Source organism: Gordonia sp. G4 (assembly GCF_057770005.1).
Map to the genome: position 1 here is coordinate 1,972,183 of NZ_CM173442.1, position 23,906 is coordinate 1,996,088.

At 64.9% G+C, this 23,906-nt stretch carries 22 protein-coding genes and 1 pseudogene; 8 read left to right on the plus strand and 15 right to left on the minus strand.

The genetic code is table 11. The features are described from left to right. Positions 1-7: 7 nt before the first annotated feature. The 3 genes from AC3B5T_RS08675 to AC3B5T_RS08685 all read right to left on the minus strand — a co-directional run bounded on the left by AC3B5T_RS08675 (position 8) and on the right by AC3B5T_RS08685 (position 2,992). Positions 8-1,744 (minus strand): SulP family inorganic anion transporter, encoded by a 1,737-nt coding sequence (locus tag AC3B5T_RS08675; protein ID WP_014925055.1) that lies wholly within the window; start codon positions 1,742-1,744, stop codon positions 8-10. A gap of 73 nt (positions 1,745-1,817) precedes the next feature. Beyond that, entirely contained in the window at positions 1,818-2,294 is a 477-nt protein-coding gene (locus AC3B5T_RS08680; protein WP_044507520.1) for a hypothetical protein, read from the minus strand. Positions 2,295-2,395: 101 nt separating this feature from the next. Beyond that, positions 2,396-2,992, minus strand: a complete 597-nt coding sequence (locus AC3B5T_RS08685; RefSeq protein WP_055476087.1) for a TetR/AcrR family transcriptional regulator — start codon at positions 2,990-2,992, stop codon at positions 2,396-2,398. Positions 2,993-3,028: 36 nt separating this feature from the next. Here AC3B5T_RS08685 and AC3B5T_RS08690 point away from each other — a divergent pair, with 36 nt between their 5' ends. Then, a complete protein-coding gene (locus tag AC3B5T_RS08690; RefSeq protein WP_055476086.1) occupies positions 3,029-3,988 on the plus strand; it encodes a DMT family transporter in 960 nt (319 codons plus the stop codon). Positions 3,989-4,023: 35 nt separating this feature from the next. On the opposite strand, the gene AC3B5T_RS08695 is transcribed toward AC3B5T_RS08690, so the two are convergent. After that, entirely contained in the window at positions 4,024-5,775 is a 1,752-nt protein-coding gene (locus AC3B5T_RS08695) for a DUF3556 domain-containing protein (protein ID WP_055476085.1), read from the minus strand. Positions 5,776-5,926: 151 nt separating this feature from the next. Between AC3B5T_RS08695 and AC3B5T_RS08700 the strand changes: the two genes are divergently transcribed. Beyond that, positions 5,927-6,883: a hypothetical protein gene (locus tag AC3B5T_RS08700; RefSeq protein ID WP_055476084.1), complete on the plus strand. Its 957-nt coding sequence runs from the start codon at positions 5,927-5,929 to the stop codon at positions 6,881-6,883. 19 nt (positions 6,884-6,902) lie between these two features. On the opposite strand, the gene AC3B5T_RS08705 is transcribed toward AC3B5T_RS08700, so the two are convergent. After that, on the minus strand, positions 6,903-7,628 hold the full coding sequence (locus AC3B5T_RS08705) for a GNAT family N-acetyltransferase (RefSeq protein ID WP_055476083.1): 726 nt from the start codon (positions 7,626-7,628) through the stop codon (positions 6,903-6,905). 269 nt (positions 7,629-7,897) lie between these two features. Between AC3B5T_RS08705 and AC3B5T_RS08710 the strand changes: the two genes are divergently transcribed. Further along, complete coding sequence (locus AC3B5T_RS08710; protein WP_055476082.1) at positions 7,898-8,500, plus strand: hypothetical protein; 603 nt, start codon at positions 7,898-7,900, stop codon at positions 8,498-8,500. Between the two features lie 71 nt (positions 8,501-8,571). Then, on the plus strand, positions 8,572-9,171 hold the full coding sequence (locus AC3B5T_RS08715) for an LppA family lipoprotein (protein ID WP_084817271.1): 600 nt from the start codon (positions 8,572-8,574) through the stop codon (positions 9,169-9,171). Positions 9,172-9,208: 37 nt separating this feature from the next. Here AC3B5T_RS08715 and AC3B5T_RS08720 read toward each other — a convergent pair whose 3' ends face one another. Next, positions 9,209-9,535 carry a WXG100 family type VII secretion target gene (locus AC3B5T_RS08720; protein ID WP_055476081.1) on the minus strand — a complete coding sequence of 109 codons (327 nt, stop codon included), beginning with the start codon at positions 9,533-9,535 and terminating at the stop codon, positions 9,209-9,211. A 588-nt stretch (positions 9,536-10,123) separates the two neighbouring features. Here AC3B5T_RS08720 and AC3B5T_RS08725 point away from each other — a divergent pair. Beyond that, entirely contained in the window at positions 10,124-10,723 is a 600-nt protein-coding gene (locus tag AC3B5T_RS08725) for an LppA family lipoprotein (RefSeq protein WP_084817267.1), read from the plus strand. A gap of 5 nt (positions 10,724-10,728) precedes the next feature. Continuing rightward, the gene (locus AC3B5T_RS08730; protein WP_055476079.1) at positions 10,729-12,402 is read left to right on the plus strand and encodes an alpha/beta hydrolase; all 1,674 of its coding nucleotides are present in this window, start codon (positions 10,729-10,731) and stop codon (positions 12,400-12,402) included. Positions 12,403-12,451: 49 nt separating this feature from the next. Here AC3B5T_RS08730 and AC3B5T_RS08735 read toward each other — a convergent pair whose 3' ends face one another. From AC3B5T_RS08735 to AC3B5T_RS08755, 5 genes are all read right to left on the minus strand, one after another. Then, on the minus strand, positions 12,452-13,531 hold the full coding sequence (locus tag AC3B5T_RS08735) for an HNH endonuclease (RefSeq protein WP_055476078.1): 1,080 nt from the start codon (positions 13,529-13,531) through the stop codon (positions 12,452-12,454). Between the two features lie 9 nt (positions 13,532-13,540). Beyond that, on the minus strand, positions 13,541-14,032 hold the full coding sequence (locus tag AC3B5T_RS08740) for a 5' nucleotidase, NT5C type (RefSeq protein WP_055476077.1): 492 nt from the start codon (positions 14,030-14,032) through the stop codon (positions 13,541-13,543). 274 nt (positions 14,033-14,306) lie between these two features. Then, complete coding sequence (locus AC3B5T_RS08745) at positions 14,307-14,825, minus strand: OsmC family protein (protein ID WP_055476076.1); 519 nt, start codon at positions 14,823-14,825, stop codon at positions 14,307-14,309. Positions 14,826-15,569: 744 nt separating this feature from the next. Continuing rightward, entirely contained in the window at positions 15,570-15,791 is a 222-nt protein-coding gene (locus AC3B5T_RS08750; protein WP_055476103.1) for a PASTA domain-containing protein, read from the minus strand. A gap of 395 nt (positions 15,792-16,186) precedes the next feature. Then, positions 16,187-16,411, minus strand: coding sequence for an amphi-Trp domain-containing protein (locus AC3B5T_RS08755; protein ID WP_010843269.1), 225 nt, complete (start codon positions 16,409-16,411; stop codon positions 16,187-16,189). Between the two features lie 132 nt (positions 16,412-16,543). Here AC3B5T_RS08755 and AC3B5T_RS08760 point away from each other — a divergent pair. Continuing rightward, a pseudogene (locus AC3B5T_RS08760) lies at positions 16,544-18,142 on the plus strand (alkaline phosphatase D family protein). A 70-nt stretch (positions 18,143-18,212) separates the two neighbouring features. Here AC3B5T_RS08760 and AC3B5T_RS08765 read toward each other — a convergent pair. The 3 genes from AC3B5T_RS08765 to AC3B5T_RS08775 form a co-directional block, all read right to left on the minus strand. Next, a complete protein-coding gene (locus tag AC3B5T_RS08765; protein WP_055476075.1) occupies positions 18,213-19,985 on the minus strand; it encodes a penicillin-binding transpeptidase domain-containing protein in 1,773 nt (590 codons plus the stop codon). Between the two features lie 99 nt (positions 19,986-20,084). Next, a complete protein-coding gene (locus AC3B5T_RS08770; protein WP_055476074.1) occupies positions 20,085-21,011 on the minus strand; it encodes a serine hydrolase in 927 nt (308 codons plus the stop codon). Further along, a complete protein-coding gene (locus AC3B5T_RS08775) occupies positions 21,008-21,886 on the minus strand; it encodes a LysR family transcriptional regulator (RefSeq protein WP_014925067.1) in 879 nt (292 codons plus the stop codon). The genes AC3B5T_RS08770 and AC3B5T_RS08775 overlap by 4 nt, the downstream gene beginning before the upstream one ends. A 55-nt stretch (positions 21,887-21,941) precedes the next feature. On the opposite strand from AC3B5T_RS08775, the gene AC3B5T_RS08780 reads away from it, so the two are divergent. After that, positions 21,942-22,784: an alpha/beta fold hydrolase gene (locus AC3B5T_RS08780; protein WP_055476073.1), complete on the plus strand. Its 843-nt coding sequence runs from the start codon at positions 21,942-21,944 to the stop codon at positions 22,782-22,784. A gap of 538 nt (positions 22,785-23,322) precedes the next feature. On the opposite strand, the gene AC3B5T_RS08785 is transcribed toward AC3B5T_RS08780, so the two are convergent. Further along, positions 23,323-23,658, minus strand: coding sequence for a hypothetical protein (locus AC3B5T_RS08785; RefSeq protein WP_231632725.1), 336 nt, complete (start codon positions 23,656-23,658; stop codon positions 23,323-23,325). Positions 23,659-23,906: the final 248 nt, after the last annotated feature.

Genomic DNA, 23,906 nt, shown 5'->3' on the forward strand with positions numbered 1-23,906 from the left:
CGTGGCGTCAGGCCTGGTCGTCCGATCGCTCGATGTCCCGCCGGGGTTGCCCGGTGATCTCGTCGATCTTCGCACCGGTCGTGGGCGCGAAGTGCGAGTCGTCGAACCGGGGTTCGCCGTCGACACGGAGGTCATAGCGTCGGAGTATGTCTCGCACCGGGTCTTTCATCTCCGCGAAGACGAGTGTGATGTCGTGGGTGCGGAGATAGTCGTCGAGCTCGACGAGTTCGTCGACCGCGGTGGCGTCGATGTCGACGATGGGTTCGGCCGCGATGATCACGGTGTGCAGTTCTCGCCCGGCCTTTCTCGCCTCGCGGACCTTGCCGCGGACGTAGTCGTCGAACATGCCGCCGTTGGCGAAGAACAGTGGTGCGTCGAACCGGATGATCAGCACGCCGTCGATGCGTTCGGCCTCGGGATGGCGGGTCACGTCGTGGTAGCCGCGCACTCCCGGAACCCGGCCGAGTTCCGTCCGGTACGGACGCCACGCGAGGTTCACGAACGCGATGAACGACAGGCCGATCGCGACCAGAATGCCCTGCAGGACACCGATCAGCGCGACACCCAGGAACGCGGCGATCGACAGCGCGCCCTCGACCCAGTTGGCGCGGAACAGCGCGACCACGCCGGAGATGTCGATGAGAGAGATCGCTGCGGCGATCACCACGGCGGCCAGCGCGGCCGACGGGAGGTAGGCGGTGACCCCCGGTGCGATGAAGATGAACACCACGATCAGGAGCGCCCCGACGACCGAGGCGAGTTGCGTTTTGGCCCCGGCCTGTTCGGCCACCGGGGTCCGGGATGACGACGCCGAGATCGCGAATCCGCTCAGGAACCCGGTGGCGATGTTCGCGGTGCCGATGGCCGCCATCTCCTGGCTGCCGTCGACCTGGTCGCCGGCGCGAGCCGCGAAGGTCCGCGACAGCACGCTGGTGTCCGCGAAGGCGATCAGCGCGATACCGACTGCCGGGCCGATGAGGCTGATGACGTCGTCTAGTGTCACGCCTTCCAGAGACGGCGACGGGAAGCCGCGAGGCATGGCGCCGACGACCGGGAGGTCGTCGGACCAGCCGAACACCGCCACCGCGACGATCGAGGCAACGACCGCGACGAGTACACCCGGGATGGCCTTGCGCCAATACCTGAGCCCGAAGATCAGGATGAGACAGGCGATGCCGATGACCGACGGAAGCAATTCGGCGTCACCGGACGCGACGCCCTTGACGATGTTGATCGCCTCTTGGATGACCGAATCGCCGTCGACGCCGAAGCCCAACAGTTTCGGCAACTGGCTGAGCACGACGACCAGCGCGATCCCGTTGAGATAGCCGATCCGGATCGGCTTGGACAGGAGATCGGTGACGAAACCGAGCCGGAGCAGTCCGCCGATCAGTAGGACCACGCCGACCTCGATGGCGAGGACTCCGGCGAGCGCGATCCGCTCCGCGTCGAAGGCCGCGAGCGGGATGATCGACGCCGCGATGATCGGGGCCAGCGACGAGTCGGGGCCGAGGACGAGGATGCGCGACGGTCCGACGACGGCGTAGACGAGCAGCGGGATCACCGTCGCGTAGAGGCCGGTCACCGGTGGAAGGCCGGCGACCTCCGCGTATCCCATGCCCGCAGGGATCAGCAAGGCGGTCAGCACGATGCCGGCGACGATGTCGCCCTTCAACCACGACCTCTCGTAGCCGCGGAGTACTCCCAGCCCGGGCAGGAACCGTGACACCGTTTCCGGTTGCATCAAGCGATTATGGGCCTTTGCGGCGGTTTCGGCTTCTCTTTGCCGAGTCGATATCGTGCCCGGTTCGAACGGGTCAGGCGGTGACGGACCGAGAGACGTTCCGCTGGGTCGGTGTCCGCGGCGGGATCACGGGCGACAGCGCCAGCGCGATGGTGCCGGTGACCGTGAGGTGGGCGGGGACCTCGGCGTGCATGGTGCGACGATGCCGGGAGAGATCGACCACGGTGATGTCGGCCATGGTGGCGCCCGCGAGGTGCGACCCGGGGAACGCGACGTCGAGCAGCGCGGAGTGGAGCGGGAGAGTGGCGTCGACGTGGACGACGACGCGACCGCGTGCGACGACCGCAGAGGTGATCCGGGTGACCAGCGTGGGGAACCACACCGAGGTAGGGCACAAGGACTGGCAGACCGGTTCACCATCGGCATCGAGGTAGAACGCGATCTTGCGATGCAGCGATTCCGCGCGGAGCGAGAGGTCGCCGGCGACGACGTCCGCGCCGCAGGAGCGCAGCTCGGTTCCCCACGTTGCGGTTTCGAACGTTCTGGTCACGGTGACGCCTTTCAGTGAGGGCAGTAGGTCGAACAAGGTCACCGGATCAGATCTACTCCGCACGGCGTTGTTGCGGAACACATCTCGCCGCTAAGAGTTCGTCAATTCGCCTGCGGCCCGCCGATCATCTCGAGCGCGACGTCCCGAGCGGCGTCGAGGGCATCGGGTTCGACTCCCATCCCGGCGGTCACCAGCGCGCCCTCGTGCAGGATGAACAACCGTCGTGCCAGTGCGCTCGCATCGGGGCTCCCGGCATCGGTGGCGATCGAGGTGAGAAGGTCACGCAGATCGTGCTTCTGCCCCACGATGATCGGATACGCCGGGTGGTCGGGATCGCTGATCTCGGCGTGCGCGTTGATCATCGCGCACCCCTTGTGGCCTCGGGCGGCCGACCAGTCCCGCGTCGCGTCGAAGACCGCCGCGAGTCGGGCGCTCGGCGTCGGGTCGGCTGCGTCGAGTCGGGACCGGAGGAACTCCTGCCAGGCGGCGTTGCGGGCGCGTAGATACTCGACGACCACCTGCTCCTTGGAACCGAAGCGGTCGTAGAGCGTGCGTTTCGTGACTCCCGCGGCCTCCGCGATGGAGTCCACGCCGACCGCATGTATTCCGCGCTCGTAGAACAGCTCGGAGGCCGCCTCGAGGATGAGTCGGGCCTTGGGTGTCCAGTCCACGGTCGGGGGTGCGGTCTCAGCGGTCACATGACAAACACTACACCGATCGGTAAAGTCGCATCCATGCAGACTTCACAGATCGGTATACCGGCGCGGTGGGTGACCTTCGCGATGTCGGCGGCGTTCGTCGTCTGTTGGTCGTCGGGCTTCATCGGGGCGAAGCTGGGAGCCGCCGAGGCGTCGGTGCTCACCATCCTCATGTGGCGATTCCTGGTGGTGGCGGCCGTGCTCGGCGGCGCCGTGTACTTCCTGTGGCGTCGGCGGGGTCTGGCGCCGATGTCACTGAGGTGGTTCGGTTCTCAGCTCGTGGTCGGGGGTCTTTCCCAAGCGGGTTACACGGTCACGGTGTACTGGGCGATCGCGCTGGGTGTCAGTACCGGGACGACCGCACTGATCGACGGCGTCCAACCGCTCGTCGTCGCCGCACTGGCGGGTCCGCTGCTCGGTGCGGTCACCCATCGACGCCAGTGGTGGGGTCTGCTCGTCGGTGCGGCGGGTGTCGTTCTCGTGACCTGGTCGGACGCGGCATCCTCGGCAGCTGCGCCCTGGTGGGCCTACCTCATACCCCTGCTCGGAATGGCTGCACTCGTCGCGGCCACCTTTCTCGAACGACGCGTCGACGACTCGCCCTCACCCACGGTCGTCCTGGCGATCCACTGCGGGGCGTCCGCGGTGATCTTCACCGCGGCAGGACTTCTCGCGGGAGTGGCGGTACCGCCCGCGGATGGCACCTTCTGGTTGGCGATCGCCTGGCTGACTGTTCTGTCCACACTCGGTGGCTACGGGTTGTACTGGGTGCTCCTACGACGATCCGGCGTCACCTCGGTCAACACGCTGATGTTCCTCATGCCGCCCGTCACGGCATTGTGGGGGACGGCGATGTACGGCGAACCCTTTGGATGGGCAACGGGTCTCGGTCTGGCGATGGCCTGCAGCGCCACCTGGGTGGTGAATCGTCCGCCGTCATCAAAAGCCCGCGATCGGCGCGAGGCGGAAGCGCGTACGGCAACCGCTGCTCCCTGAGGCGTGAGGGGCGGTGAGGAAGGCCTCTGCCGCTCTCACCCGGCGTGTTCGTCCGCCTGGCCTTCGTCGGCGCGCCAGGTGACCGTGACCGGAACCTGGTCGTCCCACGGTTGCCGGGTGACGAGGTCGGCCACACGCACGTATCCCCGTTCGAATTCACCGACCGCCGGATCGACGAGTCGATACTCCTGGGTCTGGCGGTGGATCGGTTGCGCGTCGAGCAGTACGATCCGAACCTCGCCTGGCTCGAAATGGCAACGCCGTTGCAAGGATTCGATGAGTTGTTCGTTCGAGAGGTGCCCGTCGCCGAAGTTCCACCCCATCGCGGTGCTGCAGATGCGTTCGCCGTCGGTCAACACATACTGCTCTTCGCGCATCGGTTGCATCGCGCGGTGCGCCAGCGTGAACAATGCGCGGCCGTGACTGTTGAACGAGCGGAACGCATATCCCATGTACAGCGGGATCTGGGCCGCTTCGGGGCTGCCGTAGAAGCGTTCGAGTTGCGCGGCCGGCATGGACGCGATGGCGACGATGCCCTTCTCGATCTTGGCCGACGCCGACGGCTTGATGCACCACAGGCCCGTGTCCCAGTTGCCGGCGTAGTACCGCATACCCGGTAGGAACGAGACCTTGCGCGGCAGCAGATTTCCGACGATGACGGTACCTGTGGAGGCTGCGAAGAGCACTATCGGCCAGGGTGACTGGAGATCGGTGAGTCCGATGCCGGGATGACCGATGAAGATCGCCACGATGCCGAACATCATGAAGACGTTCCACTCCAGAGGCACGCCCATCGGGATCGACGACAGGATGCCGAAGTGGAAGATCAGCATGATCGATGCCGCGACGGCGGTCACCCACCCGCCGTGCGAGAAGAACAGGACGAGCGGGACGAGTCCCTCGACGGCCGTGGAGAAGTGGGCGATCCATCGCGAGCGGCGCCCCGGACGCAGGTCGTCGGGAAAGTGCTCGAAGAACTTGCGCTTGATCTTCGGGGACCGCCAGATCGGATTGTTGGACATCATCGTCGCGATGACGAACGGGAAGTGTTTGTTCAGCTTCGACGTCGCGGCCCCGAGCCAGATGCAGAGGAACACCAACTTGGCGGCGATGATCATGTCGACACCGCTGAACAGGAACGCCACCGCGAACGCGCCGTACACCTCGCCGCGCGCCGCGAGGAAGACGGTCTTGTCGCGTAACCCGACTGCCGCGAGCAGACCCACGACGGCCCAGATCTGCCAGCTGGGAAGGACGCCGACCGTCGTGCCCAGTTCGGGGATCGCGCCGGACCCCGGGCTGAACAACGCGATGACGAGTACGACGAGGAGCGCGCCATAGAGAACGACATCACCGGGACCGCGGCAGTCGCCGGCTGTCAGCGGGATTCGCGGCCACGGCGGCTGCCGGATGGTCTTCGGCCGCAACCAGTACAGGATCGATCCCAACGGCGGGAAGAATCGGTTGTTCAGCGGACCGAATCCGCATCCGAGGCCCACGACCTCGAACAGCATCGTGTACAACACGACCTTCTGGAAGACGATCGGCTCGTCGTACCAGGTGGTGACGTCGAAGAAGCCGTCGATGCCGGGGGTGCTGATCACGATGACCCAGCCGACGAGGACGTAGGCGAGGATCTTGCCCACATAGAACAGATGCAGTGCCACCGGCGTCCCGAACCCGACTTCGGCCCAGTGCCGGGCCATCGGCTTGATCTTCTCCGCGCGCGTTCCGCGACTCCACGTCGGGAAGTCGATCTCCGGGGTGGTCTGTTTCAGGAATCCCATCGACGGAGAACCTAGCAAACCAAGTGCTTGCTTGGTGTCGCTTCGCGATGATCTTCGTTCGTGGTCGCGGCTCTCGGTCGCGCGCTGAACAGGGCTCGGACCTCGCTGTCAATCCGACCACCGAGCCCGAGGGTCGTGGTTCACTGGATCCATGACCTACGTCGTGGTCGCCGTCTTCGTGGTGGTGCTCGCGGCTGCTCTCGTGGTCTTGCTGGGCATGGCGATCGGCGCGTTCTCGGCGATGTTCAGCGGTATGCGTGACGACATCCGCAACCGGAGGTCGGCCGCACGGGTGACCTCCGACAACCCACTCCCGGCGCGGGGGCCCGAGAAGTCCCCGGTCGACCCGTTGGGCGACCTCGACGCCACCCTTCGATCGGCGCAGGCCCGGCGCCAGGGGGCGTGCCGGGCGATTCGGGATCGACTGGACAGTGCTGACCCTGGCGCTGACGAAGGGGCGAGGGATGCCGGCGGGTTCGTCGTCCTGGCGCTGGACATCTGGTGTGGTCGATCGGTGGGACGCGGCGACGACGGACCCGACGATGCCGATGGCCGAGGCGGACATGGGGCGGACGAACTCGGACGCCTGTCATCTGACCCGGTAGGACAGATCGCGTGGATGACGGCTGCGGTTGCCGAGCGCATCAGTGACATCCCCGCGTGGCGGCTGGACTTCTTCGATCGCCACTCCGTGCGCGTCGACCTGACCGGCGAGGTCACCGCGATCGCGAACGCTGCCGTCGGCCTCCGAGACCAGTTCGCGATACTCGGCGAGGCCCCGTCGGGGCACCTGGCTTCGGACCCGGAAGTGGTTTCCACCTTTGCCGAGAAGTCGCTCCTGCTGTCAGGCCGACTGGACGAACTCGTACGGCGTCTGGAGGCGTTCGCCGGCTACTGGCACATCGTCGCGCAGATCCAGCAGCGTCAGGAGAAGCAGGAGTGGCTCGACCGTGTCGGTGGGATCGACGATTTCGAGCACGTCGTCGCCACCGAATGGGATCGAGCGGAGGCCGATCGGGTGCGGCACATGGCCGACGAATCGGACGTGCTGGCTTCCATCTACCTCGATGAGATCGCCCCGCTGGCGAAGTCGTTGAAGCGGAACTGATCGAGATCGGTCGGTGCGGTCACTGTGGTGCAGTGAAGACCTGGAACAGAACCTCTCGGCGAACGACGAACCCCAGTTGCTGGTACAACCGGATCGCGCCGACGTTTCGGGCGTCGGCGTGGAGGATCGGGGTGTCGCCGCGATTCCGAATGCGGTGTGCCAGATCGAGTACGAGTCGTGAGGCGAGCCCGAGACCGCGAAATTCCGGGGCGGTGCAGACGGCGCTGATCTCGGTGTAACCCGGAAGGCTCAACCGTTCGCCGCCCATCGCGATGAGCCGGTCGTTGCGTCGGATGCCGAGGTAGGTGCCCATCTCGATGGTGCGCGGGCGGAAAGGTCCAGGGCGGGTGCGTTGGACCAGGTCGGTCATCTCCGGCACGTCCGCGGCCGTGAGTATGACGGCTTCGTCGTCTGGTCTCGCGTCGGCGCCGACGTCGATCATCTGGACGCCGGGCAGGTCCATTGTCGTATCCCAGTCGGCGGGTGGGCGATTCGTGACCACCGGCAGGAACAGAGAACCGCTCGGGCCGACGAGTTCGGCGGCATCTGACCAGTCCTGCTCGGTGGGAGAGTCGGGGAGTGCCGCCATGGGGCAGACGTCTGGGTGATACCGCAGGGCCCCGCCGTGCCGCTGGGCGAAGCGGGCGTGCGGTCCGGTGAGGGCCGCGAGGGCCGGGTTGTCGAGCAGCGGGTGACCTGCAGCCCCGTGTTCGGGGGCTTGTTCGTCGGTGATGCGGTCGGTCACACGGCGACGATACGCCTGCAACGTGGGGACATCCGAGGTGGCACATCGGATGCGGGGTTGCACGTGGGTGCTGAAGTCTGTGGATGGATTCGGGAACGTGCTCGGCGCGCGCTGCTACTGTCCGCCGTGTGAATTCGCCTTATCCACCGGGATACTCTCACCGACCAAATCCCGGAACTCCCTGGCCTACCCAATATCCCGGCCCGCATCCCGGTTTCGGCGCCCCGGTGAACCGTACTCCGCCGCCGAGGAAGCAGGGGAGCGGATGCATGGTCGCACTGCTGATCGGTGGTGGAATCGTCCTCGGCGTGGTCGTTCTTGCCGTCGGACTCATGACGGCATTCCGCGACGGGCAGAGCGGGGCGGACAGGGAACGAACGTTCGCTGTGGGTGACTGTGTGGTGTGGAACGCGACGGGGACAGTGTTCGACCGCGTCCCGTGCTCGTCGCCGCGTGCGGTGAACAAGGTCTACGCGGTGGTCGAGCTGACGGAGTTCGCTCGATGTGTCGAGGTGGACGGGGTCGAGCGCACGGTGACCCTGACGTCGCCGGAGCGCGTAGCCCTGTGCGTGGGACCGAAAGACATCGATCCCTCGAAATCCATCAACAATGTGCAACGGGGCGAGTGCATCTCGTCTGAGTTGCCACCGCAGCGGCCACAGCGGGTGACGTGCACCGAACCCGGCGCGAGGAAGGTGGACGCGCGAGTCGACCACCCGTTGCCGCAGAACCATCCCGACGCCAAACAGGATTGCATCAACGCGGGAGCCGCTGATTCGACGCTGATGTTCTACTACGGGGCCGAGGGAGCGGTGGACGGGGAGCACGAGGCGCATTACCGGTTGCTTTGTCTCTCGGATGCGCGTGGTTGACCATTCGTGTCGAAGTTCATGTCGGTGAGGTGTCGTACAGGGTCAGGGGATCGCTGATGCGTGGACGTTTGGTGAGTGCGCTGGTGATGGTCGGTGTGCTCGTATCGGGGTGTTCGACGGTCAACCAGGCGACGTTCGGCCCGACAGAGGAGGTGTCGGCCGAACGGCTTGCGGAGTTGAACGGGCAGTTTCGTGAGCTGCCAAGCCTGGAAGCGACGCTTGATGACTACCGCGCGGTGCGGGCCTCGCTGGTTGAGCAGATCGAGGCGGTCGCACCGGGGGTGCGGTTTGAGTCGACCATGGACCCGCAAGACCATTACCCAGACCACCGTAGGCCGTGTTCCGGCGAGTGGTTGGACACTGACGGTGTGACCGTCCAGCTGGATGCGCGAGTCTCGGATGTGCCTATCGGTGAGGAAGTCTGGCCTCAGGCGGTTGCTTTGGTACGTATCGCGGCCAGGGATCGTGGGATTAAGTACGAGTCGTCGTTCAAGAACACGCCGGGTAACCGGGAGATTCGGTTCGCCAACTCAGAGAACGCCTCACTGAAGCTCATGTCGAACAAGGCGGCGGTGTTGTCGATCCGCACGCCGTGCCGGCTCCCCATAGGTCCGGCGGTGCCGACCCCACCAGCCTCTCAGCCTCGTCCTCCTGTCCCGGGCGAGGGCTGACGGCGATGGTCTCGATATAGGACGAATGGCTCGCGGGTCAGAGATCCAGCAGTCGTGGGGAACCGGTCGACTCGGCGATCCGCCGGCCGGACTTGCTGTCGCTGCGTTCGTAGTGGGCGGCGGCCGCCCGAGTGGCCTGCTCGATGTCCGCCAGCTTGAGTGACAAGTCCCTGGTGAAGCGTTCGGAACGGTCCATGAACTCGTCGAAACCGTGAGACGCACGCGTCGCCCAACCGGCGCGGCACCCAGCCATCGCGGTGTCGCTGCTCTGCAGTTGTGTGTTGGCCACATCGCCGGTGGCCGAGATTGTACGAGCCGCCGACCACAGAGCTTCTGGATCGACCTCGACCCGGTTAGTAGACATCCGACACCCCCGTCGCCAGCATGTACCTTCTCGGCAGTGCGGTGAACTCTACCCGAGGTGCTGCGTGTGATGAGGTCGGCGGGCAGCGGGTAGTCCCCGCCTACAGGGTCAGGGGGCTCGATGATGCGTGGGCGTTTGGTGAGTGCGTCCGTACGCCTGCCGACTGCCTGATGGCCCGGCGGTTCCGACACCGCCTGCTTCACAGCCTCGTTCCCCTGTCGCCGGCCAGGGCTAACCGCGAAGGATCCGGCTCTATCGACGTATGGCGCGCGGAAATATCAGCGGGTTAAGCGAAACCTTGGGATGCACTTGTTGCCCAGCCGGCGCGGCACCCAGCCATCGCGGTAACGCTGCTCTCCAGTTGCGTGAGGGCAACGTCGCCGGTGGTCGAGACTGTGTGAACTGCCGACCACAGAGCTTCTGGATCGACCTCAACCCGGTTAGTAGACATCCGACCCCCCGTCGCCAGCATGTACATTCTCTGCAGTGCGGTGAACTCTCTCCGAGTCTGCTGCGTTGAACGGTGTCGGAGGCGGAGGTGAGCCTCGTCGGACAGGGTCAGGGGGCCTGTTGATGCGTAGGCGATGTTTGAGTGCGCTGTTGGTGGTCGGTGTGCTCGTCTCGGGGTGTTCGGCGGTCAATCAGGCGACGTTCGGTCCGACCGAGGAGGTGTCGGCTGAACGGCTTGCTGAGTTGAATGGTCAGCTTCGTGAGTTGCCGAGTTTGGAGGCGACTCTTGAGGAGTACCGCGGGGTGCGGGCGTCGCTGGTCGAGCAAATCGAGGCGATCGCGCCGGGGGTGCGGTTCGAGTCGACGACGGAGCCTGGCGATCACTACCCGGACGACCGTCGCTCGTGTTCCGGGGAGTGGCTGGATACCGACGGGATGAGCGTGGACCTCGCTATGTGGGTGTCCGACGTGCCAATCGGCGAGGAGGCGTGGCTGCAAGCTGTCGCGATTGTCCGGAAGGCTGCCAGCGACCGCGGGATTGTTTATGAGTCGGCAATAAATAGCGTGCCAGGTGACCGAGAGATCCGCTTCTCCAACTCGGAGAACGCCACGATAAATCTTTCGTCGTTCAAGGCAGCGGTGCTGTCGATCCGAACGTCGTGCCGGCTCCCGAAAGGTCCGGCGGTGCCGACCCCACCCAGATTGCAGACGAACGTGACACCCGCAGGTGAAGGCTGAAGCCGATGGATCTGGCCACCATCGATGCCTGGAACACCGGGGCGCTGGACACGATGGCCGACTCGCTCGGGAAGAGGGTGACCACGGTTTCTGAGGTCGACGACGCTCTCCGAACAGCGAGTCGATTGCCAGGGTGGTACAGCGAGGGAGCAGACTCCGCTCGCCAGCTCTACACCCTCACCGCCGACGACCTCCGAGACGAGGCCGCCGTCCTTGGCGCAGCGCGGCACCTCGCGGTCGAGACATCCTCAGCGGTCAATCACCTGAAAGGTCGGCTGGCCGGCCTTCGCGCTCAAGCCTCGGGTGCTCGGATGACCATCCACAACGACGGGTCCGTCACCGCGGCGCCGACGTCAGAGCAGGACGATGACGAGGCCCGCGAGGATCTGCGCAAGTCCTTGGAGACAGCGGCAAAAGCACTGATCACGCAGGCGGCCGACATCGATGGTGACGCCGCCAGGGTGTTCGATGCGATCCGGAACGGCACGATCTCGACGCACGGAGCCGCCTCAGTAGACGAAGCCATGAAGGCCGGCGCTGAACAGGGCGGACTGACCGCCCTCGAACCGCCCAAGGACAAGACTCCATACGAGGTGAAGGCGTACTGGGACGCGCTGTCTCCCGAACAGCAGCACGATCTGTTACGCGATCGCCCCGAACTGCTGGGAAATGTTGATGGCATCCCCTCCCCAGTCCGGCACGAGGCGAATGTCGCCCGACTGGGCTCGGTGCTGAAGCAACTCGAGGATCGTCGAGATCAACTGAAGGAACAGATCAAGTTGTGGGGTCTGTTTAGCAATGAAGATGCGGAGCTCGAGCAGGTCGAGAAGAAGATCGACGACGTCAGGAAGTTGCAAGAACTGATCGGCCAGGGCGAATGGGATTCCGTGAGCAACCCAGACGGGCGAATGCTCTTGGTGCTGGACATGTTCTCCGGCGAACAGGGTAAGGCTGCAATAGCATTGGGCAATCCGGATGATGCCGACCACGTGTCGGTAACGACGCCCGGCCTGGATACCAACATTCGGAACAGTTTCGGTTCCATGCTTGACGAGTCTGCAGCACTCCGTCGACAGACGCTTGAGGGGCTGGGAGACGCAGGTCGCGGCAACGAAAAGGTCTCGACAATTTCGTGGCTCGATTTCGAGCCGCCAGACAACGACAGCAGCCGCTTTTCTGGGATCCCCTATCTCGAGGTTGCACAACAGGACCGTGCCAGCGATGGTGCGATTGACCTCGCGAACTTCTACCGGGCGATCGACGCCACATCGACCAAAGATGATCCGCATATCGTCGCGCTGGGTCATTCCTACGGGTCGCTGACACAGGGACTTGCACTACAGGACCCCGGTGGCCACCCAGTTGATGAGGCCGTCTTCTACGGATCTCCTGGTTTCGAGGCCAACGACGAACCCGAACTCGGGCTGAACGACGGTCACGGATACGTGATGATGGGCACGAGCGACTTCATCGAGCATGTCGGCGGCGGGCCGAACGGCCCGGCGCCGATAGAGACAAAACTCGAGCACCTTGATGTGAACAGCAGGACCACCGCCGACGGCGTCGAACGCGAGGGTGCGTACATCCACTCTGACTATCCCCGGAACGGGCAGAACGGTGAGTTGCGGGTGTCCGGCTACCTGATGGCTCGAATTCTGGCCGGTTTGTCCCCGGACTGAGCGCGGCCCCGGGGCGCCGGCAATCGGGTTCATCGGCGTGACAGTGGATTCAGCTCGTCTCCGGTCGACGCCAGTCGATGTCAGTGCGTGAGAGTGTCGTGATGTTGTTGCGGCTCAGCCAGACCGGGGTGTTGACTGGTTGTGTCGCGTAGAGCCCGTGACCTGCGGCGACGACGCGGTCGTAGTGGCTCGGCCAGTTGATCTCGGCGGCGATCTCGTCGAGTACCTTGCGTCCACGGTCGAGCGCTCTCTCCACATGGACAGGAGCCGGCAGGCGGTCGGATTTGTTGATGTTGCAACTCTGACAGGCGGTCACGAGATTGGTCAGGCCGTCGATGCCGACGCGCGACCACGGCAAGACGTGATCGATGTGCCGAACACGCGTTGTCGTTGTCCCGCAGTAGAAGCACGACGGACCGAACTTGTCCGCCAACGCGTCACCCGCTCGTTGTAGGGACACTCGGTCGGCGCCGAAAAGGTGACCGGCGAGGTCCGGACCGTCGTCGAGGACGGCCTTGTTCATGCGTCGGACATCGTCGACCCAGGCGAGTTGGAAGGCTGGTTTCAACAGCGGTGCGAGGCGGGCGAGGGTGAGGCAGACACCAGGGAACAGTGTGAGCCGATTGCCGTGACTGGCAACCGCTGTGCGCGAGTCGGTCCCCATCCAGGAGTCGTCGTAGAGGAAGCGTTCGTTCTCGTCGCCGAATGTCAGGTTCTGCAACAGTTTCAGCGGGTACCGGATGAGAGTGCGCTTCACCCTGGAGTGGGCCGCCATGTACGCTCCTGAATCGCGCGACGCGATGAGTCCGACACCGAGCTCGCGTGGCCCGGTCGTCTGGGACCTCAGGCCGGCGACGGCGTCGAGGATGACGCCTCGACCGTCGCTGGACTGCCGCAATTGGTTGCCGTCGAGGGGCCGCATCTGACGCCAATACAGTTCGATCACGCGGCTTGTGAGTTCGTCGAGATCGATGTCCACCGGCGCCTCGGGATTCTCGGGAACCGATTCGACGGCGAGGTCGAGCAGCGCCACCAGGACAGCGAGCTTGTACGTGGCTGTGCGCCTTCCGCTCTCGAGGATCGCAACGAGCTTCTGACCGAGAGCCAGGGGATCGGCGGGGGCGGGCACGAGCGAAGTCTACGACTCCGCGAACGGTCGGAGGTGCGCGACAACCTTTTCCCAGTTCTCGAAGTCTGGCTGCCCGAAGTGGATATGAGTTCCCTGGAATTGATCCACGCCACGTGCGGTCCGGTCGTCGATGATGAACTCGCCCCGGTTGAGGTTCTTGTGGTGCGAGAGGATCAGGCGCTTGTGAGCGGGCGAATTCTCGTCTCGTCCGAGGTGCATCTTCACCCACAGCAGTTTCTCGGTCCAGGCGAGGGGATTGTCCCAGGGCGCCGTCGACAGGATGTAGGTGTCGAAAAGTCTCGACAGATCATGGAACGCCTCGACGGCGCCGGGCATCGGGTCCATGAGAGAGAAGATGCCGGAGACATCGTCGAGGCTGCCTTCGAACTTCCGGCGCTCGACCGTGCTGAGTCTGTCGATGCCGGATTGAAAGTCGACGAGCGTGTTGTCCATGTCGATGTAAAGGATTTTCCTTGCGGCACCCGCGGGAGCATCTGTCATGAATGTGCGGTTCCTTCTCTGTTGGATTACTTGTGGCAGTAGTTCGTTCCTTCACACAACGTTTCGCGTCGGACTCGCGTTCGGGAAGAAACTTCGATCACTCGACAGCCACAGGATAAGTCGAGGGTCCGACAGCCTGACTGTTGGCGATTGCCCGGCCGCGGGCTGCACCCCGTCCGCACAAACAAGACTGGGCGAGCGCACGTTGACGTACACTCGCCCAACCTCTTTCGGATCTCGACCAGACGGTCGCCGAGTCCGAGAACTCCGAAACTCAGTTCAACACGATCTCCACCGGCACCGCGTTGCCGAGAGTGTGTCCGACAGGTGAGCTGGCTTGGACCTTGGCGTGCAGCTCGTCGAGCTTCTCGCGCGGGGCGTCGGAGTCGATTGTCACCTTCGCGGTGATGGATTGGAAGCCGGCATGTCCTTCCGCCAGTCCGAGGAAGACGTGGAGGTCGACGTCGCCCTTCACATCAATCCGCAGGTCCTTGAGTTCGATGCCCGCCACCGTGGCATTCGCTGCATAGCCGACGGCGAGGCAGTTGCCCAGGGCGCCGAGCAGTTGCTCGACCGGGTTGGGTGCCGTGTCGCTGCCGCCGAGCGCGGCGGGCTCGTCGGACGCGACCGGCGAAAAGTTGCGAATCCGCGCCTCGGATGCGAACGAGCCGTTCCACTGGACGTGCGCGGCCCACGTCGTCTGCGCCTTGGTGGCGTCGCCCTGGATCGCCTCGACCAGTTCGCCGACAGCGGCGATGTCCACGTCATTGAGGCGGGTGGCGGTCTCGGTCATGGTGCTCCTTCGACAGTGCGGTTTGCCGACGAAGCTATCTGCCACCGCCCAGTACGACGACGTTCTGCGTCAGTGTGAGCGGAACACTTGGATGTTGCTACCGGGAGGAGCATCCTGCGCGGACGGATGGGCCGTCCAACGTCCGATTGGGATTCGTTCAATTCCCGTGGATCTCGCGACATCGCTCGACACTGTTGGTTTCGAGACACTCTGTCCACTTCCGCTGCTCGTCCGCCCACGGATGACTGGGTTCCTGGCCGGTGTCGAGTTGCCACTGGTAGTTGTCACAAACGATCGAGTTCCCAGCGGCGTCTGTCGCGGTGCGTCCGATATCTGCGCCGATACACCGATCCCCAAGGGACGGTCCGACAGGGGTCGTCGGCACGCCAGGATTCGGAGCAACGCCGGGCGAGCGAGACCACGCGGCACCGTCGGTGCCGGCGAGTCGTGAGCAGTAGGCCATGGCGCCGTCCGAGAACTGAGCCGTCGCCCCTCGTGGACCGCACTCGGCGCCTTCCACGACAACGGGTACTACCTGGGGAGGGACAGTTGGTGAGGCGACGGATGTCGAACTCGATGAGGTGGCGGGTGATTGGGCAACGCGGACACTCGACACAGTCGCGGATGTGACTGGGCTAGGTGCACTGGATTCGGTTACCGCTGGTCGATCGGCGGAACACCCGGACACCACCAGGAGTGCCAGTCCGGCCGCCGCTACGACGCGAAGCCCCCAGGCGACATGGTTCAGCACTGGTTTGATTCACCGATCTTGACCGCGGACAGCACGGCCTCACCCTCGGTGAATGTTGCTCCAGCGGCTGGCGTTTGCCCGACGACGATCCAGTTGCTATCGATCATCTGCGACCTACCACGGCCACTGGCGTCCTCGCTGCGGGAGAAAAAGACTCCAGCGGCCTGGATCGCGTTCTGTGCATCTTGAAGATTCATGCAGACGACGTTCGGCATGATCGACACCTCATCGACGGGCGGCGGGGTTCCGGTAGTGCGCTGAGAAGCGGGCGCAGGTGGCGATGGGTCCGTCACCTCAGTCGTTGTCGTCGGTGCCTCCTCGGTGGCCGACCGAGTCGATGTCGGCAACTCCGCCTCCGGTTCCGCTGTGCTGCATGCGGCGCTGACCGCGAAAATCGCGACGAGGGCAACCGTCAGAGGAAAGTGTCGAGCGCGCATGGGTCCTCGATTCGGCAAACTCACGAAACTGCGAACCCGAACTGTAGGACGACAAGGGATGACTGCACAGACGGTCAGCGCGATTTGGTTTGTTCGGAGGACCAGGTTCACCGGTGGCTTGATCGTCCGACGTCGCACAACTCCGGCACGCATCGCGTGCCGTTGTCGTCTGTCTACCAGGTGATCTCGATCTCGAGTTCGGACTCGTCCTCACCGCGTTCGATCTCGATCTTCAGTTGCACCGTGGCCGGGATGTCGACGCGCACGGTCTTGTTGTTCTCCACGAAGGACACTTCGTTGTGACGGGCGATCGCGTCCGCGAGTTCGTGGATCTTCTTCGCGGCCTCTTCACGGGACAGCTCGGTCTTGGTCTTGTGCTCGAACAGTTCGTCGCTCATCAGTCCATCTGAGCCGACCGGGTATGTCCGGTCAAGCGGCAGGCGTGCCGGAAACGCCGGATCGCTGTGCGGACACCTTCTCGTCACCCGCGCTTCACGGTGCATTGGAAGTGTTTCGCGACCCTGACGACCATGACCCAATCTCAACGAGTCGGGACTCCGTCACGTCGCGCGATCCTCCGGACCGCCGCTGCGGGCGCGCTCCTCGTCCCGGTCGGATCGGCACTCGCGGCCTGCGGATCGTCGAACCCGAGCGCGGCGGCGCCGAGCCTGGTCAGGAACCGGCCCGTTCTCACCCACGGCGTGGCCACCGGGGAAGTGACCAGTGGTGGAGCGTTGGTGTGGGCGCGGTCGGATCGGCCGGCGACGATGATCGTCGAGACTGCTTCGACCGAATCCTTCAGCGGTGCACGCACGCTGCGAGGTCCGATGTTGACTCCAGCAACCGACGGGACCGGCCGGCTACGTCTCGCCGGCCTCGAACCGGGACAGGTCGTGCACTATCGCGTGACCCTCGAGGGTGAGAACGGAGCGCGCTCCGAACCGGTGAGTGGCACCTTCACGACCGCGCCGGTGCGCGAAGGCGACATCAGGTTCCAGTGGTCCGGCGATGTGGTCGGCCAGGGCTGAGGTATCAATCCCGACATGGGCGGCCTGACGATCTTCTCCACCATGGCCGACCGCGAACCGCAGTTCTTCATCCACTCCGGCGACGCCATCTACGCCGACAACCCCGTCGAGCCGACGCAAGAGCAGAACGACGGCACGCTCTACCGGAACATCACCAGCCCGGCGAAGGAACAGGTGGCACAGACCGTGGATCAGTTCCGCGGCAACTATGCCTACAACCTCACCGACCAGCATTTCCGACGCTTCGTCGGATCCGTCCCGCAGCTCGTGCAGTGGGACGACCATGAGGTCGTCAACAACTGGTTCCCCGGCGAGAGCCTGTCCGGACAAGGCCGCGAGGGTTACACCGAGATGAGCGTCGACGTACTTGCGCGCAACGGACGCCAGGCATGGCAGGAGTGGCAACCCGTCGAGGTCGGCGCGTCGGATCGGTTGTATCGCACCATCTCCTACGGCCCGCTGCTCGATGTCTTCCTTCTCGACATGCGCAGTTACAAGGACCCTAATCCGGAAGCCTGGTCGAGAGGCAACGTCAACGGTCTCCTCGGCGCCGAGCAGACGCAGTGGCTCATCGACGGACTGAGGGGTTCGCGCGCGACATGGAAGGTCGTCGCCAACGACCTGCCGCTGAGTATTGTTGTCGGGGACAAGAACACGACACCGGCGAACGGCCCCAAGGCCATGGAGGCCGTCGCCCAGGGCGACGACGGTGACCCGCTGGGTCGGGAGATCGCGTTCGCGCGAATCCTCTCGGAGACGAAGAACGTGCCGAACGTCGTGTTCCTGACCGCCGACGTCCACTACACCGCAGCGATCTCGTACGAGCCGGATCGCGGGTCGTTCAAGGACTTCTCGCCCTTCTGGGAATTCGTCGCCGGACCGCTGCATGCCGGGGCGTTCCCCGAGAGTCCGCTGGATGGCACGTTCGGCGCCGAGTACGAGTTCGTGCACGCGCCGACCGAGTCGAATGTGTCACCGGCCGAGGGATTCCAGCACTTCGGAGAGGTGACGATCGACGGTAGGACCAAGGTGCTGAGCGTGGATCTGGTCGACGCGTCGGGCAGGACGCTGTACCGCAAGGCGCTGGAACCGGAGCGCTGAGACCGGGGCCCCGCGGAGTGCGGGATCAGTGCCGGAAACCGTTACGAATCACGCACTGTCGAGGACACCTCTAATTTCGCAAGGGGCGCAGGAACTCACCCGTGACCTCGACCGCAGGACCCGACGACCCGCCGCCCACGACGAGTGTTGCGAACGCCAGGTCCCCGACGATCCCGGCGAACCAGCCATGCGGGTTCTTGTTGTCACCGTATTCCGCGGTGCCGGTCTTGCCACCGAGCCCGGGGATGTCACGGAGTGCGGTCGCCGTGCCACGAGTGACCGTGTCCCGCATCATACTTCGGAGCGCTCGGACAACACGATCGGAGATCTGTTGGGGTTCGACGTCTCCCGTCGTTCGTTGCCCTTGAACCAGGGTGGGAACCGCGGTCTCGCCGCGAGCGAGGCTCGCCTCGGCGAGGGCGAGGCCGAAGGGGCTCACGGTCACGGTGCCCTGACCGATACCGTTCTCGACCCGCAACGCGGGGGAGTCGGCCCTGGGCACCGAACCGGTCACGGTTGTCAGGCCGGGGACCGTGAAGTCCGCGCCGACGCCGAATCGCCGCGCCATCGTGGTCATTGCATCGTCGGAGAGCTTGTTCGCGAGGGCGCCCATCGTCGTGTTGCACGACCGCGCGAACGCGGTGGGCAGTGGCACGGTCCCGAGGTCGAAGTCGTCCTCGTTCGGGATGGTCCGGCCTTCGATGGTGGCGCGTCCCGGACAGCGCACCTGCGAACCGATCTGAACCGCATCGGCATCCAGAGCGGCGGCGGTCGTGATGGTCTTGAATGTCGACCCGGGCGGGTACAGGCCGGACAGCGACACCGATCCCGACCTGTCCGCTGCGTCGTTCTGCGCGACGGCGAGAATTCCGCCGGTCGACGGTTCGAGGGCGACGATCATGGCCGGGCGTCGTTCACCGTCGACGGCGAGCTGCGCGCGGGTCTGGATGTCCCGATCGAGGGTGGTACGCACCGGGGGCGTCGCACCAGGCTGCGCCGAGTCCACGAGGTGGGTGGGTGTGCCCTCGGCGTCGACGATCTGGACGGACCAGCCGGCCGTGGCGTCGATGGTCGTACGCCAGATGTCCTCGAGTCCCGACATCGCCGGTGAGTGAAGAGCTTTCGTCGCGCTGAGCAGTGCGCCCTGCTCACTGAGCGTGACGCCGGGAATGGTTTTGACGTCGCGCTCGACCCGGACGAGATCGGAGCTGCGAAGTCGGATGACGGTCTGTTGCGGAGCAGTGTTGCCGTCGAAGGACGCGCGGATCCCCGCAGCGGTCATGCCCGGTTCGATGGGCCGGAGTACACGTGCGAGCGCATCTGCCGAACCGAGCTGCGCGCGTTCCAGATTCACCAGTGTGACAGGCTGCCACGTCATGAGCGGTCGACCACGGGCGTCGAGAACCGGGGTTCGATACGCGCGGTCGTCGCTGTACGACAACGACTCTCCGGCACGGAGCTGCCGATGGAGCACGGACGGTTGCCACCGGACCCGCCATCCAGAATCTGTCTCGGCGAGAACGACGGAGGTCTGATACGCGACGCTGCGGTCGCGGATCTGCCACCGGTGATCGAGGGTGCCACTGACCTCCTTGTCGTCGACGAGGCTGCCGGTGACCGAGAGTTTCGGCGTCTGACCCATGCCGTCGAACATCGCTGCGATCGCCGCGTTCGCCGCGACCGGATCGTCGGTGAGTACAGCGGCGCCGGAGGGATCGCCCTCCTGGAGGGCGGCGGCGAAGGACCGCAGCGCGTCCTCCGGCGACTCCGACGACAGGAAGCAGCCCGACACCGTACCCACGATCACCGCACATGCACTCAGGAGTGCCCACCATCGACGCATGCCCCGAGCCAACCCATCCAAGCTCCGCGATGCCAAGTTTCGGCACGCAATGGGTCGATAGCGGTTCGCTATGGTCGCTGCTGAAACGGTGGTTTGTGGTCAGTCGTTCGGCGTACGTAGTTCCGTGACCACCGCGCGGGCGACTTCCCCGATGGCGCGATCGACCTCGGGCAACGCCATCTCGGACCTCGCGCTCATCGTGAACACCGCAACGGCGACCGGCAGTTCGCCCGGGAACTCGATGACGCCGACTTCGTTGCGGACGGCGACGAGTGTGCCTGTCTTGCCCGCGACGCTGACCCGGCGGAACGGAAAGCCCGATGCCAGTCGCGAGGTGAAGACCTGCTTTCTCATCGTCTGCCGAATGAACTCGCACGACGCGGCGGACGCTGCGCGGTCGGTCCAGATCGCGTCGAGCAGCGTCGTACAGTCTCGGGGCGTCGCGGAGCTGGAGTACGCGGCGTCGTAGGCGCTGACCGACGGGTCGATGTCGGGATCAGCCAGTGCTGCGAAAGCCTCGGCGACGGTGCTCGTGCCCGTCTCCCGCTGCAGGCGCTCGTGCAGTTCGGCGACGCCGCCGACGATGCGGGTGTGCGCCAGGCCGAGTTGGTTCAGGTCTGCGTGGATCCGCGGCAACCCGATGTGGGTGAGGATGACGTCGGCGGCGACATTGTCGGAGACGGTCATCATCGACGTGGCCAGGTCGCGCCAGGTCATGGTCACGGGGTCGGTGAAGAGCGCGAGCCCGGTCGGTCCCGGAGCCCACCGCGTGGGCTCGACGGTGATCGATGCGGCGAGGTCGATGTCACCGCGATCTGCCAGGCGGCACAACGAGATCAACACCGCCAGTTTGTACACCGATGCCAGCACGACCGGCGCATCGGCATCGTGGCTGAACTCGACCGGTGTCGGCCCGATCGTCCGTGCATGCACGCAGCCCGAACACCCTGCATCGGTGAAGGTTTCGCGGATGACGCGATCGAGTTCGGCGCGGACCGGCGCGGGTAGGGACGTCGATGCGCTCACGAGGCCTTGCCCATTCGGTAGAGGGCGGCGGTGACGATTCCTGCCACCTCGCTGAGACCGGGTTCGCGATACACGACGCGTAGGCGTAGCGCCGTGGCGTCCCGGCCGATGGAAAGACAGCGGACGGCGTCGACCGCGGCGAGGACGTCGCGATCGACCGTCAGCGCGAAGGCGTTCCCGGCAGCGACCGCGGCCAGCACCTGGTCGGCTGAGGTCACCGGATACAACCGCGGGTCGAGTCCTGACTCGCGGAACCGGTCGATCAGCTGGTCGTGTGCGGGCGGGTTGAACGACCGTGGCGTGTGGCAGAAGTGCAGACCCGCCAGTTGACGTAGGCGGGGCCGGTCGGCGGATGCCGCCGGGTGCGTCGCAGGCACCACCACCGAGCGTTTGACGACGACAACCGGCCCGCTGGTCAAGGATCCGGTGACACAGGGGGCTTCGACGACGGCGAAGTCGAGTGAGCCGGCCGACACCTGTTCGACGAGATTCACTGTCGATGCGCTGACGGCGTCCTGCCCGGACGCCACGCCGGCGATGCGATGTGCGAGGGTGGCCGTGATCGTCGGTCCGATCAGTGACGCAGCGCCCCAACGTAATACCTCGGTGTGCTCGTGTAACCGGCGGGCCTCGCCGATGAATCGTGAAGCGTCGTCGACGAGCAGGCGAGCGCGGGGGAGGAGTTCGCGACCGGCGTCGGTGAGTTCGGCGCCGCGCGTGGTGCGTCGGATGAGCTGGAGCCCCAGCTGTTTCTCCAGGCGACGCAGACCCTGCGACACGGGCGGCTGCGTCATCTCCAGACGGGCAGCGGCCTCACCGAAGTGACCCTCCTCGGCCACGGCGACGAAGAACCGCAAGTGCCTGATCAGATCCACGGGTTCCAGGATGGCATGGTTGGTACGACTGGATCATCCGAGGAGGAAATGCCACGTGGACACGTTCTCAGCCGACGGGCTCACCTTCGAAGTGACCGATCTCGGAGCTGCCGACGACCCGGCGATAGTACTTCTACACGGATTCCCGCAGGACCGTACGGCGTGGAACGAAGTGGGGCAGTCGCTGGCCGCATGTGGTTTTCGGGTTCTCATCCCGAACCTGCGTGGCTACTCGCCCGAGGCGTGCCCGCGGTCGGTGTCGCGGTACGGGTCGCCGCGGCTCGTTGCCGACGTCATCGCGTTGCTCGACGCCGCGGGCGTGGACTGTGCTCATGTCGTCGGACACGACTGGGGCGGTGCTCTGACGTGGACGATGCGCAGAACTCACCCGCACCGACTGCGTACCGCCACGATCGTGTCGACCCCGCACCCGCAGGCCCTGGCATGGGGAATGCTACGAACAGGACAGGCGGTGCGGAGCTGGTACATGCTCGCGTTGGTGCTGCCTGCGGTACCGGAACATGTGCTGACGCGGCACCTGGCCCGGTTTCTGGAACGGTCCGGCCTCTCCGCGGAACGTGCGAATCACTATCAGCAACGCATGAGGTCGGACGGCGTCGCGCGAGGCGCGGTCAACTGGTATCGACGGATGCTGTTCGAGCGACTGCGGCCGCCGAAGCATCCCCGGCCACCTGCATCACAACAGCCTGTGCCCACGACGTACATCTACGGTCGGGACGATCCGTTCTTCAGTGTGGACGTGATGTGCAAGACTGCCGATGTCGTTCGCGGGCTGGACGTCCGCGAGATAGCCGGTGGGCACTGGCTACCGGAGTCCGAGCCGGATGTGCTGACGCAGAACATCATTCGGCACGTCGCGAGTGTCAGCACCGACTGAGCTGTCGGGCCGCGGCCGGCTGACGTCGGGGGCAGTTTTCGCCGCATACCGGACACAACTGCCCCAACCCCGATCGCGGCCCGAGAGCCGGGACCGTGCACGCCTTTGACAATTCCATAGTGACCGCCGGTTGCCGCCAGATCCGATCCCGCCGGGTGATGTTCGGTGAGCCGGGACAGGAACAGTGAGCGGAAACGCGAACTGTCGCTCACGCAATCTGTTGGGAGCCATTGTCAAGTATGAAACTCGCCCTTGGGTAGACGTTCGCGAGCCGTCGATGGCCACCCGTCGGCCGGCGTAGTTATCGTCCAGTAGTCGGGAACTCGGCTGAAGTCCATCCACCGACCATGTCCTAGGTAAAGCGAGTAGGCCTCTTCGTCCGGAAAGTTGCCCATTCGCACGTAAATGGAGATGCCGTCAACCGTCCCGACGTACCACGAGCTGTCGGACGGGTCAGCGACGAAGTCGATTCGCGTGGCGAGTGCCCGGTCGAGGTCTGGGACGCAGGACGCGCGTGTTACCACTCTTGCTCCTGAGGTCAATCGTCGAAGCGCGCGGAACTGACCGTATCGATCAGGGTTGACCGCGTCGCGAGGTTGGTCGAAATGGTGGTACCTGTGCACTGCAGGAGGTAGGCCACATTGCCCCGTTGGTATGCCTCGAGTTTGGTGACCGTGTAGAGCCAGCTGCCGTTTTCTCTACGATGACTGCCTGCTTGTAGCGTTGTTCCCTCGGTGCGCGTGCTGGTCGGATACCGGTCCGCGCGTTGCTCGGTCCAATCTGGAAGCTCGCGAGCCTCGGCGAATGCGTGATCGAACAGGTCGTTGACTGCCACCGTCGCGTCCACCACAAAGCGTGTCAGGATTACGGCCACGTTGTCCGTGAAATCTTCTTCGGGAGCTTGCTGTGCTACGTACAGGCCTATGAACCCGGATCGGGTGCCCGAGGGGTCGGCTCGGTAGTCGTCAGCGTCTACCTCTATTCGCACGTCGCCTGGGAGTGTTCGAGGATCGGTGACGCGGGATCGCACTACAGCCATCCGCTCGAGTCTGTCGTGAAGAGTCCAATTCTCGCCCAATCGAAACAAGCCGCCAATCTGCTTCCGAACGTTCTTCCGATTGG

Excerpts from the sequence above, each read along its gene's own strand:
- AC3B5T_RS08675 (WP_014925055.1), bottom strand. The coding sequence starts at position 1,744 with ATGCAACCGGAAACGGTGTCACGGTTCCTGCCCGGGCTGGGAGTACTC.
- AC3B5T_RS08690 (WP_055476086.1), top strand. The coding sequence starts at position 3,029 with ATGCAGACTTCACAGATCGGTATACCGGCGCGGTGGGTGACCTTCGCG.
- AC3B5T_RS08695 (WP_055476085.1), bottom strand. The coding sequence starts at position 5,775 with ATGGGATTCCTGAAACAGACCACCCCGGAGATCGACTTCCCGACGTGG.
- AC3B5T_RS08700 (WP_055476084.1), top strand. The coding sequence starts at position 5,927 with ATGACCTACGTCGTGGTCGCCGTCTTCGTGGTGGTGCTCGCGGCTGCT.
- AC3B5T_RS08710 (WP_055476082.1), top strand. The coding sequence starts at position 7,898 with ATGGTCGCACTGCTGATCGGTGGTGGAATCGTCCTCGGCGTGGTCGTT.
- AC3B5T_RS08720 (WP_055476081.1), bottom strand. The coding sequence starts at position 9,535 with ATGTCTACTAACCGGGTCGAGGTCGATCCAGAAGCTCTGTGGTCGGCG.
- AC3B5T_RS08730 (WP_055476079.1), top strand. The coding sequence starts at position 10,729 with ATGGATCTGGCCACCATCGATGCCTGGAACACCGGGGCGCTGGACACG.
- AC3B5T_RS08740 (WP_055476077.1), bottom strand. The coding sequence starts at position 14,032 with ATGACAGATGCTCCCGCGGGTGCCGCAAGGAAAATCCTTTACATCGAC.
- AC3B5T_RS08745 (WP_055476076.1), bottom strand. The coding sequence starts at position 14,825 with ATGACCGAGACCGCCACCCGCCTCAATGACGTGGACATCGCCGCTGTC.
- AC3B5T_RS08750 (WP_055476103.1), bottom strand. The coding sequence starts at position 15,791 with ATGCCGAACGTCGTCTGCATGAATCTTCAAGATGCACAGAACGCGATC.
- AC3B5T_RS08755 (WP_010843269.1), bottom strand. The coding sequence starts at position 16,411 with ATGAGCGACGAACTGTTCGAGCACAAGACCAAGACCGAGCTGTCCCGT.
- AC3B5T_RS08765 (WP_055476075.1), bottom strand. The coding sequence starts at position 19,985 with ATGCGTCGATGGTGGGCACTCCTGAGTGCATGTGCGGTGATCGTGGGT.